This is a genomic window from Streptomyces sp. NPDC107517 (genome assembly GCF_055582645.1).
On sequence record NZ_JBVJPM010000006.1, the window covers coordinates 89,090 to 105,986 of the forward strand.

Annotated in this window: 16 protein-coding genes; 8 read left to right on the forward strand and 8 right to left on the reverse strand. The window is 68.8% G+C overall.

The window, feature by feature from the left end; genetic code table 11:
* The first annotated feature begins 14 nt into the window (after positions 1–14).
* Positions 15–578, forward strand: a complete 564-nt coding sequence (locus tag ACZ67T_RS16295; protein WP_469984551.1) for an MFS transporter — start codon at positions 15–17, stop codon at positions 576–578.
* A gap of 24 nt (positions 579–602) precedes the next feature.
* Here the strand turns inward: ACZ67T_RS16295 and ACZ67T_RS16300 are convergent, their stop codons facing one another.
* Complete coding sequence (locus ACZ67T_RS16300; RefSeq protein WP_469984552.1) at positions 603–1,799, reverse strand: Rieske 2Fe-2S domain-containing protein; 1,197 nt, start codon at positions 1,797–1,799, stop codon at positions 603–605.
* 466 nt (positions 1,800–2,265) lie between these two features.
* Between ACZ67T_RS16300 and ACZ67T_RS16305 the strand changes: the two genes are divergently transcribed.
* The 6 genes from ACZ67T_RS16305 to ACZ67T_RS16330 all read left to right on the forward strand — a co-directional run bounded on the left by ACZ67T_RS16305 (position 2,266) and on the right by ACZ67T_RS16330 (position 6,960).
* Positions 2,266–3,075, forward strand: coding sequence for a ferritin-like domain-containing protein (locus tag ACZ67T_RS16305; RefSeq protein ID WP_469984554.1), 810 nt, complete (start codon positions 2,266–2,268; stop codon positions 3,073–3,075).
* Positions 3,072–3,659, forward strand: a complete 588-nt coding sequence (locus tag ACZ67T_RS16310) for a hypothetical protein (RefSeq protein ID WP_469984556.1) — start codon at positions 3,072–3,074, stop codon at positions 3,657–3,659. Before ACZ67T_RS16305 ends, ACZ67T_RS16310 begins: the two co-directional genes overlap by 4 nt.
* A 171-nt stretch (positions 3,660–3,830) precedes the next feature.
* The gene (locus tag ACZ67T_RS16315; protein WP_469984557.1) at positions 3,831–5,030 is read left to right on the forward strand and encodes a sensor histidine kinase; all 1,200 of its coding nucleotides are present in this window, start codon (positions 3,831–3,833) and stop codon (positions 5,028–5,030) included.
* A complete protein-coding gene (locus tag ACZ67T_RS16320) occupies positions 5,027–5,716 on the forward strand; it encodes a response regulator (RefSeq protein WP_469984559.1) in 690 nt (229 codons plus the stop codon). The genes ACZ67T_RS16315 and ACZ67T_RS16320 overlap by 4 nt, the downstream gene beginning before the upstream one ends.
* A gap of 253 nt (positions 5,717–5,969) precedes the next feature.
* Positions 5,970–6,263 carry an anti-sigma factor family protein gene (locus ACZ67T_RS16325; RefSeq protein ID WP_469984561.1) on the forward strand — a complete coding sequence of 98 codons (294 nt, stop codon included), beginning with the start codon at positions 5,970–5,972 and terminating at the stop codon, positions 6,261–6,263.
* Positions 6,264–6,510: 247 nt separating this feature from the next.
* A complete protein-coding gene (locus tag ACZ67T_RS16330) occupies positions 6,511–6,960 on the forward strand; it encodes a spore-associated protein (protein ID WP_389708139.1) in 450 nt (149 codons plus the stop codon).
* Positions 6,961–7,480: 520 nt separating this feature from the next.
* Here ACZ67T_RS16330 and ACZ67T_RS16335 read toward each other — a convergent pair.
* From ACZ67T_RS16335 to ACZ67T_RS16360, 6 genes are all read right to left on the reverse strand, one after another.
* Entirely contained in the window at positions 7,481–9,112 is a 1,632-nt protein-coding gene (locus ACZ67T_RS16335; RefSeq protein WP_469984563.1) for a fucose isomerase, read from the reverse strand.
* Between the two features lie 74 nt (positions 9,113–9,186).
* The gene (locus tag ACZ67T_RS16340) at positions 9,187–10,665 is read right to left on the reverse strand and encodes an FGGY-family carbohydrate kinase (RefSeq protein ID WP_469984564.1); all 1,479 of its coding nucleotides are present in this window, start codon (positions 10,663–10,665) and stop codon (positions 9,187–9,189) included.
* Between the two features lie 48 nt (positions 10,666–10,713).
* The gene (locus ACZ67T_RS16345; protein WP_469984565.1) at positions 10,714–11,613 is read right to left on the reverse strand and encodes a carbohydrate ABC transporter permease; all 900 of its coding nucleotides are present in this window, start codon (positions 11,611–11,613) and stop codon (positions 10,714–10,716) included.
* Positions 11,603–12,568: a carbohydrate ABC transporter permease gene (locus tag ACZ67T_RS16350; protein WP_469984566.1), complete on the reverse strand. Its 966-nt coding sequence runs from the start codon at positions 12,566–12,568 to the stop codon at positions 11,603–11,605. Before ACZ67T_RS16350 ends, ACZ67T_RS16345 begins: the two co-directional genes overlap by 11 nt.
* Positions 12,565–13,953 carry an ABC transporter substrate-binding protein gene (locus ACZ67T_RS16355; protein ID WP_469984567.1) on the reverse strand — a complete coding sequence of 463 codons (1,389 nt, stop codon included), beginning with the start codon at positions 13,951–13,953 and terminating at the stop codon, positions 12,565–12,567. Before ACZ67T_RS16355 ends, ACZ67T_RS16350 begins: the two co-directional genes overlap by 4 nt.
* 47 nt (positions 13,954–14,000) lie before the next feature.
* Complete coding sequence (locus tag ACZ67T_RS16360) at positions 14,001–15,104, reverse strand: glycoside hydrolase family 172 protein (RefSeq protein ID WP_469984569.1); 1,104 nt, start codon at positions 15,102–15,104, stop codon at positions 14,001–14,003.
* A 284-nt stretch (positions 15,105–15,388) separates the two neighbouring features.
* Here ACZ67T_RS16360 and ACZ67T_RS16365 point away from each other — a divergent pair, with 284 nt between their 5' ends.
* Entirely contained in the window at positions 15,389–16,405 is a 1,017-nt protein-coding gene (locus ACZ67T_RS16365) for a LacI family DNA-binding transcriptional regulator (RefSeq protein WP_469984571.1), read from the forward strand.
* Between the two features lie 70 nt (positions 16,406–16,475).
* Here the strand turns inward: ACZ67T_RS16365 and ACZ67T_RS16370 are convergent, their stop codons facing one another.
* Positions 16,476–16,865 (reverse strand): YybH family protein, encoded by a 390-nt coding sequence (locus ACZ67T_RS16370; protein ID WP_469984998.1) that lies wholly within the window; start codon positions 16,863–16,865, stop codon positions 16,476–16,478.
* Between the last annotated feature and the right edge of the window lie 32 nt (positions 16,866–16,897).

The window sequence follows — 16,897 nt, forward strand, 5'->3', positions numbered from 1 at the left end:
CTCTGCTGCTCCTGGTGGTGTGCGTCATCGGGCTGTGGGCGGGCTCGACCTACGTGCCCACAGCCATGACCGGTCTGTCGGAGGAGGCCGGTTACAGCCATGCGGCGACCGTGCGTCTCGCCAGCCTCTCGTCCATGACGGTGGCCGCCTTCACGATCCTGGGCTGCTTCGCAGTACCGCGCATCGCGGCGCGCATGGGGCGGCGCGGCGCACTCGCCTCACTCTTCGCGCTGATGATCGTCGGAATCGTGGGGGCCTACGGCTGGGCCTGTCCCCACCACTCGATCCCCCTGCTCTTCGCCTTCCTGCCGGTACTCGGCCTGGGCGGCGCCAGTTTCGCGGTCTGCACCATCTGGCTGCCGGAGCAGTACCCGACGCGGATGAGGGCGACCGCTTTCGCCTTCACGACCACCTTCTCCCGATGGGTCGCCGCGGGCGGCACCTTCCTCATCGGCTACGGCATCCACGCCACCGGCTCGCTCACCCTCCCCCTCACCCTGACCGCGACCGTCTTCGTCATCGGCATGCTCCTGGTACGCCTCGCCCCGGAGACCCGCAGCACAGCGCTTCCTTCCTGACCGCCGACGCTCCTTCTGCGTAGGTCAGTTCGTGTACCCGGAGTCCTTCTCGTGGTCGTCGGCATCCGGTGGAGCGCCCTGCCGCCCGCCCTCGCCGGCGGACTCGGCGTCGAGCGGTACGCCGTTCGTCCGCAGCATGTGTCTCACGTCCAGGATCAGCGGGAAGACTTCGTGGTTCTGGTCCTCGCCCTGTTCGTCCCAGGCCCGCTGCTCGGCCTCGACCGCCATCCGGTCCTGGGCGAACACCCGCTCGGTGAAGCGGCGGATGAGCGGCCATGCCAGATGAAGCACCCCGGGGACCGGCGGCTTCGCGATCATCAGCAGGCCGTAGGCATGGTTGACGCGCTGTTCGGCGTCCTCCGGCACGTAGGCCGCCCAGAGGGAGAACGACGGGAGTTCGGCGCCGTCGGGGACGGCCTGCAGGGTTTGGTACGGGTACTGGGTGCGGATGGTGATCTCGTCGGGTGTCTGCTGTCCACCGAGCCCCTCGGCGGACAGCAGTCCGGCGCCGCGGTCCTTCTTGCCCCCGGCGGGAACGAAGAGGTAGCGGGCCTCGACGAACTGCGGGCCGGTCTCGTACCCCAGCAGCTCGGGCTGAATTCTGCCCAGCACGCTGCGGTGCAGGAACTGGTGGTTCATGTCGAGCAGGTTCTCGTGCATGAACGAGTAGTGGCAGCGCACGGTGCGCGAGAAGGTCATGGTCCGGTGCGTGGCCGCGCCGAACTCCGGCAGCGCCGGGAACGGCGCCGACTCGGCCTTCTCGGGGTCGCCGGGGAAGACGAACACCAGGCCGAACGCCTCGCGGACCGGATAGGAACGCACTCCGCGCGGCGGCCGCTCGCACCCCTTGGGCAGGTACGGGATCTGCGAGATACGGCCGTTCCCGCGGTAGGACCAGGCGTGGTAGCAGCAGCGCAGGGCGTCCCCCTCGACGACTCCGAGGCTCAGCGGCACCTGACGGTGCGCGCACCGGTCCTCCAGGGCGTAGACACTTCCGCTCCGGCCGCGGTAAAGCGCGATGCGTTGTCCGGCGAAGACGGCGGCGAAGGTCCGTCCCCTGCGCACAGCCCGCGACCGGGCCACGGGATACCAGTAATCGGGGTCGATCCCGATGCGCCGCAGGTCGGCGACAGCCTCTCCGCGTTCGTCCACCGGACGTCGGGGGAAACCCGCCGGTCCGTCGGCGCTGTACCCGTCCTTTCGGGGAAGGGCCTCGGTCATGTACTGCTCCCTTGCGCTGGAGCCGGCAGGACAGGGCAGGGAAGCACCGGGCTCCCGGAGGTGCACGCGCCTCGCGCGGCCGGCCTGTCCCGGGCCGAGCCTTTGGGTTCTGGTGGCCGCCGGTCAGCGGGCACGCCGCTGGCAGCATCGGTTCGGTCCGACCAACCGGAGGCCGAGGGCGCTCCGCCTGCCGCAGCAGGACACCACTTCTCCACGGTGGTAGCAGGCGGCCCGAACGGCAACCGCGACAGCCTGCATCGCCGGTCCGTCCGGGCTCGGCCGGCCCGGACACGACCAGGTGCGCCCCCTACTGGACCGGGCACACCCGCAGGCCAGGAGTCGCCCCCCAGTTACTCCATTTGCCTGTTCGGCTCCCCTGGGCGCGGTACTGAGCTTCGCCGGTCCCCGTCCACGCGTGGACGCCGTGCGATCGTGCAGCGTCAGAGCGACGCGACCAAAGGAACGCATGAACGAGACCGTTACAATTCCTACCAAAATGGCCGAGGACGGGGATGATCACGGCTCGCCCCTGGCGAACGCGACGGTGCACGACCGGGCAGAGCTGGACTCGCTCCTGCGATCGGCTCTCGCCCTCGAACACGCCACCATTCCCCCGTACCTTTGCGCGATGTTCTCCCTCAAGAACGGAAAGAACCGCGAGGTCGAACGCATCATCCGCAGCGTCGTCATGCAAGAGATGCTGCACCTGGCACTGATCGGAAACATCATGAACTCGATCGGTACCACCCCCAGATTCGACGACCCTGACCTGGTTCCCGTCTACCCGGGGCGGCTGCCCGGCGGGGTGATGCCCGACCTGGAGGTCTCGCTCGGCGCCTGCTCGATCGACCGTGTGCGCCAGGTGTTCATGGGCATCGAGCGGCCCGAGGACCCGCTCGCCCCGGCCGGCCAAAGAGCACTCAAGGCCATCTCCGGTTACGACCCACAGCTGGACGAGCACGGGAACATCCAGAACCTCAACGAAGAGGCCCTCGACGCCCCTCGGAAGTTCTTCGCCCTGGCCGACTACGACGCCACCACCGTCGGCGGGTTCTACCAGCACATCGCACAGGTGCTGACCGATCTCGACGCGAGTGACGAGAATCTGTTCAGCGGCGATCCACGCAGACAGGTCAGCTGGCCGCACGCCCCCGGACGGCTGTACCGGGTGACCGATCTGCAGACAGCGCTCTGGGCCATCCTCGAGATCATCGACCAGGGCGAGGGCCACGCCCAGGACCCGACCGTGGGCCCGCTACCGGGAAGGGCGTCATGACCAGCACCGAACAGGACGGGGCCGCCGGCGGGCCCGACCGACGTACCGCGCTGCAGCTGGCGGCCACCGCCGCTGTGTCGGGGGTGCTCGCCACCGGTGCAGGGGCGCCGGCCTCGGCGTCGGCCGCCACCGATCCGCCGCCCGTCACGGAACCATCGGCGGCCGGCGGACCACTACCGGCCGTCCAGGCCGAGCCGGGCGCGGATGAGCTGGCGCACTACTACCGGTTCTGGGAGATCGTGCAAGGGCGCCAGCTGGTCAAGACGCACGGCTACTGGGCGTTCGACGGACCGCGGATCCCGTTCGATCCGAGCGGTGTGCATCGCCTGGTCGAGAATCCCGACACCAAGCGCCTGAAGGAGGGCTCGGCAGCCCGCAGAGCGTCCGAACGCTGCGACCGTGTCTACACCGAGATGCTCAGGACGCTCAACCGCGTGTTCGACGGCCACCCCGAAGAGCTCCGCCGGGCCGAGAAGCAGATGGAAATCCTCGGTAAGGAGGCCCGTGCGCTGATGCGGATGCCGAGCGCCCCCGGCGCGAAGACCTTCCTGGCCCCCGCCTTCCAGCTGGCCGAGGATCACTGACGAGGATGTGTACGCGGTGCTGACCGCGGACGCGTCCGCGGATCCCCCTGCGGATGCGTCCGCGGTCACGACGCCTGCGCTCGCGGTGCCTGGTCCGGTCACCAGCCCTACGTTGGTGACATGGCAGTGATGACCGCTAAACGTCCGGGAGCGCAGGCTCGGGTTCGCGTCATGGACGTCTTCTCGGCGGCCTTGGTCTTTCTGCTGTCGATGGTGGCGGTCTCGATCGTTCATGAGGAGCACCGGATCTCCATCCGATGGCAGGCCGTGGTGCTCGTCGGGACCAGCTGCTTCGCGCTGGTGTGGCGGCGCCGCCACCCCTTCGGCGTACTCGTCGTGGCCGTCGCCTGCGCGGTGGTGCTTCAGGCGCTCGGGTTCCGGGAGGGTCCGCTGGGGACGAGCTCGGTGATCCTGTCCGTGTACACCGTCGCCGCGTGCACCGACCGGCGCACCACCTGGACAACAGCGTGCGTGTCGGCGGCCGTGCTGGTGGGAGCAGCCATCGTGACCGACGGGACGTGGCTGTCCCCGGACAACGCGGCGATGCTGGCATGGACGGCTCTGCCGGCGGCGGTCGGGGACGGAGTGCGATCGCGCAGGGCCTATGTGGCAGCCGTGGAAGAACGGGCGGAGCACGCTGAACGCACGCGCGAGCAGGAGGCCCGGCAGCGGGTGGCGGCCGAACGGATGCGGATCGCGCGTGAGTTGCACGACGTCGTGGCCCACCACATCGCCCTGATCAACGCCCAGGCGGGCGTCGCCGTCCATCTTGTGGAGCAGCGGCCCGAACACGTACTCACGGCCCTGGAAGGGATCCGCGACGTGAGTCAGTCCGCGCTCGACGAGCTGCGGGTCACCGTGAGCCTGCTGCGGCAGCCTGACGAGACAGCCGCGCCCCGCGATCCGACGCCGGGCATGGGTCACGTGCCCGACCTTCTGGCGTCCTTCGAACGGGCTGGGCTCGCTGTCAAACAGACGCTGAGCGGCGACCCCAAACCCCTGCCACCGGCGGCCGACCTGGCCGCGTACCGCATCATTCAGGAGGCCCTGACCAACGTGCGCAAGCACTCGGGCGTGGACCAGGCCCGACTGGACTTGTCCTACCGCCCGAACCTGCTGACGATCACGGTGCAGGACGACGGACCGGCGCAGCCCACCCGTTCCGACCCGGGCAAGGGCCACGGGCTGATCGGGATGCGCGAGCGGGCCGGCACAGTCGGAGGCAGGGTGCAGGCGGGACCGCGTGCCGAGGGCGGATTCACCGTGGTTGCCGAGCTGCCGCTGCTGTCCGGCACGGCCGAAGGCGAACCGGCGTCGGCGGGTACCGACGAGACGACTTCGGGGGGCACCGCCGAGGAGGGACGAGCGTGACGATCCGTGTGCTTCTCGCCGATGACCAGGCTCTGCTGCGGGGCACCTTCAAGATGCTGTTCGATTCCGCGGACGACATGGAAACCGTGGGGGAAGCCGAGAACGGCAAGGAGGCCGTGGACCTCTGCGTAGAGCTCCATCCTGACGTGGTCCTGATGGATATCCGCATGCCCGAGATGGACGGCCTCGACGCCACGCGCCTCATCAGTGAGTCCGAGGACCTCGCCGGGGTGAAAGTCCTGATCCTCACCACCTTCGAGGACGACGAGCACGTCGCCGAGGCGCTGCGTGCGGGGGCGAGCGGCTTTCTCGGCAAGGGTGTGCGGCCGGAGGTCCTGCTCGAAGCCGTCCGCACGGTGGCCGCCGGTGAGGCACTGCTCTCCCCCGTGGCGACCCGCGCGCTGATTTCCCGTTTCCTGGCGCAGCCCGAGCTGTATCCGACCGTCGTCCAGGAACGCCTGCAGTACCTGACGCCGCGGGAACGCGATGTGATGTGCCTGGTGGCACTGGGCCTGTCGAACGAAGATATTGCCGAACGTTTGTTCGTAAGCCCGCTGACCGCGAAGACCCACGTCAACCGCGCCATGACCAAGCTGGCGGCGCGCGACCGGGCCCAGCTCGTGGTCATGGCCTACCAGTGCGGCCTGGTCAGTCCCGCGGTGGAAGCGACCGGCCCCCAGGCCTGAGGGGCGCCCGGGGCAGGCGGGACAGCGTCGGCCGTACGCCCGGGCACCGGGTACCACGGATGCAGTAGACGCGATTCGCTTCAGGGAGACGACGCGTGATCGCCCCGCGTCGGCCACATTGAACTGTATGAACGGAAGCAGGTCCTCGAGCGCCAGTGCCCCCCGCGGCACGACCGACCCTCGGCGCCTGCCCGCCTCATGTGCCGCAGCTGCGCGAATCCGCGCTTGTGCGGTGGCCAGGAGAGGACTCGACATGTTCAGCAACCCCCAGGAATGCCACACCACCCGTGAACGGCTGGCCGGCTACACGCTCGACGCACTCACCGAGGAAGAGGCCCGCGCCGTCACCGCCCACTTGGCGACCTGTTCCGCGTGCCGGGACGAGCACTACTGCCTGGCGGCGGTGGCTGCTCACCTGATCCCCCTCCGGGAGGCACTGGCCGACGAGTCGCGCCGCATCCTGCCTCGTCGTCGCCGCCCGCCGCGGACCGCGTCGCTGACTCTCGCGCGCTGGGCGAACTGCAAGGTGCTCGCCGCGACCGGCTGAAACGCGGCGCACGGGAGGGAGGGCGTCGCCCGTCCCCCAGCAGACGCCCTCCCCCGCACCGCTTCCATCTCCGCATCCAGAAGTCACGACGATGCCAACAGGCCACCCACGCAAGGTCGTTGGGCACCTGTCGGCAGGCCCGAGGGTCCGGATCCGACTTCTCTTGCGGAGAGGCACAACCATCCCGATGTGCCGCGAGTCACATGATGTAAGAGCAACAAACTCGCAAAGATCAGAAGGGGGAAATATGCGATTCAGCCGACCTGTCCTGACTGGTGCCGCGCTGGCAGCCCTGGCGATCGGGGGCACGACCGCGCTGGCGGGTCCCGCCTCCGCTGCACCCAACACCACACCGCAGAAGGTCTGCGGAAGCAGCTACAAGACCGTCAACTCGGCGCCGGTCGGCTCACTGGGCACGGTCTACCTCACGTACAACTCGTCGAACGGCAAGAACTGCGTCGCGACCATCCGCAGCAACCCCGGCACCCGGCTGGACATGTCCGCGTGGATCTACGTCTCCGACACCGACCAGGGTGACCAGGACTACGGGCAGTACACCTCGTACGCGGGACCGACCTACGTCTACGGCAAGGCCCACTGCGTCGACTGGGGCGGCAACATCAACAACGTCTACGTCCAGGTGACCGGGTCCAACTGTGCCGCGCTCAGGGAGCACCGGGTCACCACGACCCGCTGATCGCTCGCCGCGCGACAACGCACAACGGGCCAACGCACAACGACCGGCCAACGGGGAGCACACCACTCATCGTTGGCCGGTCCTGGCGCGAAGTGCCCACAGAATCACGCAACATGCCGTACCAGCGGGCGTCGATCTCCCGGCACCGGCGCATCAACGCGTCGAAGTCCACGAGACTGCTACCGAGGTCTCCGTAGTACGGACCGAACGAGCTCAGGTCGATGCCCCCCCCACGAACGGGAACCCGTCCGGCTCGATCAGGAAGCCGCTCTGGCCCCCGGTGCGCACGGCCAGATGCCCGACGGTAACGGTGCGGCCACCGAGGTCGACCACGGCCAAGTTCGCCCGTGCCGCGGGCGTCGACGAGGGCACCGGAACGCCTCTCGGACGCCTTCCGGATGTGGCTCATGGCGTCGGGCCTACCGACTGCCCCCGACCGCCCTGTGACGACAGAGGAGCTGGCGGCCCTCCTCCTCAACGGCGCGTCCGCCTCCGTGGCCGAGGCCCGATGGCAGCCGGGTCAGAGGTGTACGTCACCGCACAGATGGACCCGCAGGCCCAGCTCCGCGAACAGCGCCGCCTTTGCGCGCAGGGCCTTGTCGGCTGTGGCGGAGTCGGGCGCGTACGCCACGTTGAGGTGGTTGGCCTTGTGACGGGCCATGAACTGATCACGCGTCACCCCGTGCAGGACCGCGTGCATGATCGGCCACTCCCGGGTGGTCGCGTCGAGGCGTCGCCGGGTCTCCTCGTCGGGCAGCTCGACCACGCTCGCCCGCCCGAGGTCCACGTGCAGGGCGCCGTCCATGATGAATACGCGCGACCAGACGATCTCGCCCGGCTTGGACACTCCGCTGAGGGTGCCGCCGCCGAGCGGGAAGAACATCCGCGGCTGGCGCATCGACCAGGACTTGTCGTAGCCACCGTGGTGCGCGGCGGGTACCGAGCCGGATATCTCGAAGACCCACACGAACCGGCCGTCGTACTCCTGCCCCCAGCGGATGTCGTGCAGGGTCGTCGCCGGGTCGAGCCCCATCGCGGTCCAGATCCGGTTGGTGACGAGCGAGTCCACGGCCACGCCCTCGTCGACCTCGTTGAAGTGGGGCAGCGGAGCGCCCGGGTACAGCTCGCGTGAGCCGTCGCGGGAGAGCACTGCCGGGCGCTCCACATTGTTGAGCAGGCCCTCGGCGAGATCACTGGCGGGGACGGTGTCCTTGAGGCCCTGCTGGTACTGGATCCCGACGGCGTCGAGCCCGAAGTCGTCGGCGATACGCAGCGCGGCGATGTACATCCGGAACTGGCTGAGCAGTTGAGCATCGGTCAGCTCGGTGGCCTCGTCGGTGCCGGTGTGGAAGGTCAGGCCGGCCTCGTCCAGCCAGTCACGTACGGCCTGCGCCTCCTCATCGGTGACCTTGTTCATCTCGACGACGAGGGCGCTCTGCGACAGTCGCTCCTTGTAGATACCCAGGGGGTTGAGGAGTTCGTCGTCGATGATGGCGTTGTACATCCCCATGCAGCCTTCGTCGAAGACGCCGATGACGGCCTTCTCCGTGCGGAGTTGGCGGGCCAGGGCGACACCCAGTTCCGTCTCCGCGTCGGCGGGCAGCGCGGGCAGGTCCCGTACGTGGGTGGTGTCGTGGGCGAGGGTTCCGGTCTCCAGCCAGGTGCACAGTCCGTCGCGCGCCCACTCGTCGGTGAAGTCCTCGCTCCACAGGGCCGTGTAGGGGACACCCGCCTTGGTGAGGCTGCCCGTGAGGTTCAACAGGCCTACCAGGCCCGGGAATTCGCCGCTCCAGTTGGCGACGATCAGGATCGGGCCGCGATGGCTGCGCAGGCCCGCGAGGACGTGGTGGCTGTACTGCCAGACACCCTCGACGACGATCAGCGGGGCGTCCGGCGGCAGTTGCTTGAAGACCTCGATGCCCGCGCGCTGGCTGTCGATGAAGCCGTGCCCCTTCTTCTCGTCGACAGGGTGGGCTCGACGTGCGGTCCAGCCGAGGTCGGTGACCGCTGCGGCCAGGTCCGCTTCCAGTTTCTGCTGCGAGGGCCATCCGGTGATGTTGGCGTCCGGGCGCAGGTCGCCGCTGGCGACGGTGTAGACGGTGTTGGGCTCGGCTGCGGGCAGCTTGACGGGCTGCGGGACGGCGTAGGGCATGCTGATGCTCCGTAGGCGTGCGGAAGGGAAGAGTGTGGGAGGGGCCCCTGCACGGCAGGGGTACTACCTGGTGATCAGCGGGACTGGAAGTCGGCCAGCGCGTGGACGACGTGGAACGACGCCGGGTAGAGCTCGCGGTACAGCGCGTACAGCTCGTCGTACCGGGACGTCATCTCCGGGCGGGGGGTGATGACTTCCTGGACCGGGTTCCATGCGTCGATACGGGCGTCGGTCACGAGTTGGGCGGCGAGTAGCGCCCCTCCGTAGGAGGCGCCGATCGAGGTCGTACGCACCTCTTGGGCCCTGCCGGTGACGTCGGAGACGATCTGGGTCCACAGGCGTCCCTGGGTGCCGCCGCCGACAGCGACCACGCGGCGGATGTCACCCCCGGCCGCTTCGATGGCCTCGATGTTGTGCCGCACTCCGTACGACGTGCCTTCCAGGGCTGCCCGGTACAGGTCTCCGCGGGTGTGGGAGAGCGTGAGGCCCGCGATCACGCCGCGTGCCTGTGGGTCGGTGATCGGAGTGCGTTCCCCGGCGAAGTACGGAAGCATCAGCAGGCCGCCCGCTCCCGGGCCCGACTCCTCGGCCAGGTTCAGCAGTTGCCGGTAGTCGTCGCTGCCGAACAGGTCGCGCAGCCAGCTCGTGACGGCGCCGGACGTTGCCATGCCGCCGGCGAGGTTGCGGGTGTCGGGGAGGGCGCCGACGGTGCTCCACAGCGAGGGGTCGCGCAGCAGCCCCGGCACGGTGTGGACGAGGAACATCGTCGTGCCGTACATGAGCATGAGGTCGCCGATCCCGTGCGCGCCGACACTCAGCGCCTCGGCCCAGGCATCGATGGTTCCGGTGGTGACCGGGATACCGGTCGGCAGGCCGGTGAGGCGTGCGGCTTCGGGGGTGACCTTGCCCGCCGCCTCGCCGGACCAGCGCAGTTCGGGAAGTTCGATGCCGGGGGCGATGAGGTCGCTCCACGGCGTGTACCAGTCGCGGGTCAGGGTGTCGTAGAGCGGGGTGCTCTGGCTGGCCGAGTGGTGGTCGAGGACATAGGCGCCGGTGAGTTTGCGTACGAGCCAGGAGCTGGGCATGTAGAGCCTGCGGGCGCGGCCGTAGAGTTCCGGTTCCTGTTCGGCGATCCACGCCACCTTGGCTCCCGCCGCCTGGGTCGTGAGCCGCGAGCCACAGAGGTGGGCGATCTCTTCGGCGCCCAGCTCGCTTTCGAGCCGCTCGATCTGCGGGACGGAGCGGGTGTCCACGCCGTAGAGGATCGCGGGGCGTACAGGCGCGTCGTTCTCGTCGGCGAGCAGCACGCAGGGGCCCATGCCGCTGACCCCGACCGCGAGGACCTCCGAGTCGCGCGCGGAGGTCAACTCACGGGAGAGGGTGACGAATTCGCCCCACCAGATGTCCGCGTCCATCTCGACGTGCCCGGGGGCCGGGCGGTCGACGGCGTGTTCACGGACGGCCGTGTGCAGCACGGTGCCGTCGAGGCCGACGAGGACGCCCTTGCTGCTGGACGTTCCGATGTCCACACCGATGACTGCTGACTGAGGCATGCGAGCACCGTATTTCTCGGTTCGTTCTGGATCGATGCGCTGGTCGGGTCACTTCAGGCCTGAAGTCTTGATGGACTCGACCATCTGGCGCTGGAAGACGAGGAAGAGGGCGAGCATGGGTATCACCGCGACCACGGCGGCGGCCAGGACGTAGTTCCAGTTCGCGCCGTACTGGGTGCTGAAGGACGCGATACCCACCTGGATGACCGTCAGGTCGGCGCCGTTGGTGGCGACCAGTGGCCAGGCGAAGGCGTTCCAGTTCGCGAGGAAGAAGAAGACCGACAGCGCCGAGAGGATGGGCCGGGACAGCGGCAGAATGATGTTCCAGTACACCCGCCAGTATCCGCAGCCGTCGACGATCGCCGCCTCTTCCAGCTCCTTCGGGATACCGAGGTAGAACTGGCGGAGCAGGAATATCCCGAAGGCGTTGAAGAGCGGAGGGATGATCAGTGCCGCGTAGCTGTCGAGCATCCCGAGCGTCCGGACCACGACGAACAGCGGGATGAGGATGACGGGTGCGGTGATCAGCAGTGTCGAGAAGATGACCACGAAGATACCGTCCCGACCGGGGAACTTGAGCCGGGCGAGCGCGTAGGCGGCCATCGAGTGGAAGAGCAGTGCCACGGCCGTGACCACCGCGGCGGTGATGAAGCTGTTGAACAGCCATCGGACGAACGGCACTTCGGTGAAGACGTAGGCGAAGTTGGACCACGTGAGGTCCGTGGGGATGAGCTTGCCGTCGGTGACCGTGGCGCGGGTCTTGAAGGACGAGGTGATCATCCACAGCACCGGGAAGATGCTGACTGCGGACAGGACGACCGCCAGGGCGACGAGCCCGGCCCGAGGGCCGAAGGGCCGTCGCCGCGGACGTCCCGCGGCGGGGGTCGCGCCCGTGGCCGTATCCGCGGCAGGAGCCGCCTTCGTGATGGTCGCGGTGTCACTGCTCATCGTCGAACCTCCCGCCCTTGGTGACCTTGAAGATCAGTCCGGAGAGGGCGACCATGATCAGCACCAGGAAGGATCCCAGGGCCGCCGCATAGCCGTACTCGCCGAACACGAAGGCCTGTTGGTAGATGTAGAACATCGCCACCGCGGTGCCGTTGGCCGGGCCGCCGGAGGTCAGGACGAAGACCAGGTCGAAGGTGCCGGTGATGGCCGCGACAGTGGTCATGATCAGGACGAAGAAGCTCGTCGGCCGCAGCAGCGGCCAGGTGATGCGGAGAAACACCGTCCAGGTCCCGGCGCCGTCGAGCTTCGCGGCCTCGTACAGCTCCTGGGGGATCTCGTTGAGCCCCGCCAGGAAAATGATCATGTAGTAGCCCATCATGTACCAGATGGTCACGGCGATGACGGCGTACAGCGCGAGGTCGGGGTCACCCAGCCACGACAGCGGGTTCATGCCGAGGGCGCTGCCTGCTTTGTTCACGACGCCGGTCTGCTCGTCGAGCATGAACTTCCACAGCAGGCCGACGACGACCAGGCTGAGCATGTGCGGCAGGAAGAACGCGGTGCGGTAGGCGGCCATGCCGGGCAGCTTCTGCTTCATCAACACGCCGAGCGCGAGGCTGACACAGAAGAGCGTGGGCACCATGACCACGACGTACTTCGCGGTCACCCAGATCGAGGACCAGAAGTACGGGTCGTTGAGCATCCGCTGGTAGTTGCCGAGGCCGATCCACTCGTAGCTGCCGAAGCCCGAGACCTGGAAGAAGCTCAGCGCGATCGACAGGAACATCGGCAGGACGACGAAGACACCGAGGCCGATGCCGTCGGGGAGCAGGAAGAGCGCGGCGGCCAGCCACTCGCGGTGTTTGCGGCTGAGCCTGCGGCCGCCCGCGGTCGGTGCTGCGTCGGCGGCGGGTGCCTGCGGCCGGCGCGTCGTGTGCGGAGCGATGCTGCTCATATCAGGCTCGCCCCCTCGTAACTCTGCATGAAGGCCTCGATGCTCCGGGCGGCCCGGTCCGTCTCGCCGGCCACGCCCTTGCCGGCGAGCATCGTGGCCTGGATGGCGTCGGAGACCGCCTTGTAGACGACAGGGGGGTATCGGGGCTCGGCGCGGCCTCCGGGGAAGATCTCCTCCTTGAATTTCTTCATCGCCCAGAAGTCGTAGCCGCCCTTCTTGGCAGCGCGTTCGAGGGCGGACGTGCGGGGCGCGATGTCGGACTTGGAGCTGGTGCACCAGTCGACGGTCCGGTTGATGGACTCGTCGTTCATCCCGCCGAGGGCCCAGGCGCAGAACTCCGCCGCGGCCTCGGGGTCGCGGCCCTGGGTGCTGGCGCAGAACGACCAGCCGCCGAGGACGGTGGTGTACTTCCCGCCGGACGGCACGGGCAGCTTGAAGACCCCGTACTTGTGCTTCGGGGCGGACGTCCGGAACCCGGAGATCTCCCAGATGCCGCTCTGCCACATCCCGGCGAGACCGGAGGTGAAGGAGGTGAGCAGGTCGTCGGCGGCGGGCATGGTGCGCGGCGCGATGCCGGCCTGCACGGCGTCCTGCCACAGGGCGAGCGCCTGCCGGGCCGCCTTGGAGTCGAATCCGACCCTGCCGTTCTCGTCGACGACGTCGCCGCCGCCCTGCCACATCCACGGGTACCAGGTGAAGTTCTGGTAGTACCCGGGGTCGGTCTGGAAGACCAGGCCGGCGCCGGCCTTGGCACGCAGCTTGTGGCCGACGTCGAGCATCTCGTCCCAGGTGGCCGGGATGTCGCCCTCCGACAGACCGGCCTTCTCCCATACGGGAACGTTGTAGTACATGGCCAGTGGCTCGACCTCCATCGGCAGGGCGTACACCTTGCCGTCGACCATCCGGCTGGCGAGGCTGCTGCCGTAGTCCTCGATGACGCCCTTCTCCATGTACGGCGTGAGGTCGGCCAGGATGCCGCCGTTCTGGTAGCGCAGGAAGTCGCCGGGGCTGAGCAGGAAGATGTCGGGGCCGGCCTCGGAAGCGAAGGCGGTGACCATCTTCGAACCCTGGTAGCTGTCGCCGGGGACGTAGTACAGCTCGACCTTGACCTCGTGGTCGGCGTTCCAGTCCTTGACGACGTCCTCGAACCACTTCGCCCTGGCCAGGTCCGCCGGGTCGGGCGACTTGGCGTCGTAGAAGTACCAGAACTTGAGCGTGCCGCCGTCGGCCTTCGCGGGGCCGCCGCAGCCGGTCAGCAGCGGTGTGACTGCCGCCGCTGCGCCTGCTGCCGCTGCGCCGAGGAATCGGCGGCGCGTCGGCGCCGCCGGGACGACGGCGCCGTTGCCGTGCTGGAGCATGGTGTGCTCCCGTCTCTGTGAGTGCATGCCTGCCTGGGGATGGATGCGACTGCCGGGGATCCGGCCGTACGCGGCTACATGTGCGTGTCGACCTCGAGGTCGAGGAGTCCGGGCGTGGCCGGCAAGGCGGCGCCGGCAGGGCGGTCCAGGTAGAAGAGAGAGGTCGACGCGATGTCGTCGTGGTTGGGCCGGTAGCGGTGCCGGAGGCCGTTCCCGTGGCCCCGGGCGATGCCGAGACACTGCACGGTCACGCGCAGGTCCTCCTGGAATCGGATCGGGTCGAGGACGTGCCAGCGGTACATCCCGAAGCGCTGCTGGCTGTCGTAAAGCCCGTCCGGCTCGAGGATCTGGTTGAGACCGAGATAGGGAGTGGTGAAGGCGGTATAGCCCTGGCCAGGGACGTCGAAGTTCCAGGCGCCGCCGAAGTAGTCCTCGGTGCCCGTGCCGCAGATCGTCGGGAACTCGTCGTCGCCGTCCAGGAAGAACTTCAGCTCGCCCTCGCCCCACCAGCCGGGGCTGTTGACGGCCCAGGCCAGATAGGTGCCGATGTACTGGCCCTTGCCCTCGACGCCCTCGAGGAGGGTGTGGTCCGTGCCGGCGGTGACGGGGTTGCTGCGCCGCCACTGCGCGTGGAAGTACGCGGAGTCGTCCGCGACCTCGCCCAGCTCGTAGTCGATCTGGTAGTAGAGCGTCATCTGCTCGGCGGCCAGGTTCTCCAGGGTGATCCGGGCCTTGCGGTGGAAGGGCATGGGCCAGTACGCGTTGAATCCCCCGTTGGGGTTGGCCGCGACGGGGATGGAGCTGACCTGGCTGAAGACGTTCCAGCCGTTGCAGAAGAAGTCGCCGAGGGGTACCTCGACCGCCGGCGTCTCCTCGCCCTCCCAGTAGAGGCGCAGCAGCGTCTGGCGCCAGGCCGCGTGCGGGGCCGTGGTGCACCAGATGTGGGTGAGCGTGCCGGGGCCGTCGATGTCGGCGAGTACGACGGTCTCGCCCGCCGCGATGTCGATGCTCGGGGAGATCTTCCAGCCGCGGCCGAGCCGGTCGGCGGCGAGGGCGCCGGTGCCCTCGGTCGCCATGCCGCCCGCTCCCTTGGCTCCGGTGAAGTTCTCCGCGCTGACGGAACGCGTGACCGCGCTGGTGGTGCGGGCGAGGCCGGCCAGGCCGGGGGCGATGCTCATCAAAGCTCCGTTTTGAAATCGATTTCTTCACGAGGGTCGAGGTGAATTACCCCTCGATGTCCTGAATTACGGCCGAGTCCCGTAGCCCTTGACGCAGACTGACCGGGAACTTCTTGAAATCCGTTTCACGGGAAAGTAGGTTTCACGCCAGACGCTGTCAAGGGGTTGGACGGGAACCTCACCGCGCGGCCGCCGAACCGGCCATGGCAGGGCGGACAATGACGCACACAACAGCGCGCGGCGGCCAACGCCCGTGCCCGGACGAGGGATTGAGTGAGAGGGCAGTGGCGACGATCTACGACGTGGCACGCGCGGCCGGGGTCTCCCCGGCAACGGTGTCGCGGGTGTTCAACGGCGGCCGGGTCACGGCGGAACGGGCGGCGAACGTACGCAGGACCGCGGCCGAGCTGGGCTTCGCCCCCAACCGAGTCGCCCGCTCCCTGCGCGTGCAGCGGACCTCGGTGATCGGCCTGATCATCCCGGACATCGCCAACCCCTTTTTCACCGCCCTGGCCCGCGGCGTCGAGGACGCCGCCCAGAAGACGAACCTCTCGGTCGTTCTGTGCAACACCGACGAGGACGTCGACAAGGAACACCGCTATCTGGAGGTCGCCGCGGCCGAGCAGATGGCCGGCGTCATCATCGCCGCCGCGTCGCGCCACCGCACGGACCTGTCCGCGCTCGCCGACCGCGGCACCCCGGTCGTCGCGGTCGACCGGCGGCCGCGCGGAGCCTCGGTCGACGCGGTCATGCTGGACAACCAGCACGGTGGCGAGGAGGCCACCGAGCACCTGCTCGCCCGGGGCTACCGGCGGATCGCGTGCATCGCCGGGCCCGAGGGCACCTCGACTTCGGACGAGCGTCTCGCCGGATACCGTGCGGTCCTGCAGGACCGTCTGCGGGAGACGGGGCAGGCCGAGCCGCCCACCGAGTACGTCTGCCACGGCGACTTCCGCGTCGAGGGTGGGCGGGCCGCGATGGCGCGGCTCCTCGCCCTGCCGGAACCGCCGGACGCCGTGTTCGTGGCGAACAACCTCATGACGGTGGGCGCCCTTGCCGCCTTGCGCGACGCGGGCCGCGAGCCCCCGCAGACCGGCCTGCTCTCCTTCGGCGACGTTCCGTGGCCCGAACTGGTCACCCCGTCACTGACCTCGGTGCAACTCCCGTCGTACGAGCTGGGGTTCGCCGCGGCGGGACTGCTTCAGGAGCGTATCGCGGGCACTGACAAGCCACTGCAGACTGTGGTCCTGCGTACGTCCCTCCAGGCCAGGCAGTCGACGAGCGGACCGGCGCGGGGGTGACGGTGCCCGAATGACAGCGACATTGTCCGGGACGCCCAAGGCGTTCCGGACAACGTCGCCGAGCGGCCTGTCAGGCTTCGGGTACCGGAGAGAGGTGCTCGTGGACGGCGAGCCAGCGGCCGGAGTCCTGGCGGGCGAACACGATGGTCTCGCGTTCGTGGAGCGTCTCCTCGCCGGCCGTCGTGGCCACCGTGGTCTCGACCCGGTGACTGAAGACGGCCGTGTCGCCGAAGGGCTGCACCAGCTGGTCGGCCGATGTGCAGCGCACGATCCGGAATCCGTCCTCGGCGACCCAGCGGTTCCACAGGGCCCGGTAGTCGGCGGTGGACGCGACGCGTTCGGCCGTGGTGTGGAAGACGAACGTCGCGTCCGGCGTGAACGCGTCGAAGTAGTCGTCGAGGCGGCCTTCGCCGAACGCGGACACCAGGGCGTCGGCGGCCTTCAGGACGTCGTCGGTCATCGGTCGTGCTCCTTGTGGCAGGGGTGCGGGGC